Genomic DNA, 316 nt, shown 5'->3' on the forward strand with positions numbered 1-316 from the left:
CTTGGCTCACAAGTCGGAGGCCAAGCGGTCTTAGGAAGACAATCGGCCTATGCAACTCCTTGGCTCACAAGTCGGAGGCCAAGCGGTCTTAGGAAGACAATCGGCCTATGCAACTCCTTGGCTCACAGAACGACATGGCTACGATCCGACTTAGTCGGAGGGTAAGCGGCGTTGGCGGGACGGTGCTGGTGGTGGCGGCGAGGGCAGCAGGCAGGCGGGACGTAACGACGACCGAGATCCTTCGGCTGGCCTTCATCGGGTTCGGCGTCTGGCATCTGGTGGACGCCATTGTGTTCCATTGGCTGCTCGGCCTGCA

1 protein-coding gene is annotated in these 316 nt (G+C 60.8%); it reads left to right on the forward strand.

The window, feature by feature from the left end; genetic code table 11:
• Positions 1–134: 134 nt before the first annotated feature.
• Positions 135–316: DUF2243 domain-containing protein (locus P3C39_RS32900; RefSeq protein WP_275955469.1), on the forward strand; the 182-nt coding region annotated here is incomplete at its 3' end.

Source organism: Mesorhizobium sp. XAP4, assembly GCF_029269325.1.
Taxonomy (GTDB): Bacteria; Pseudomonadota; Alphaproteobacteria; order Rhizobiales; family Rhizobiaceae; genus Mesorhizobium; species Mesorhizobium ciceri.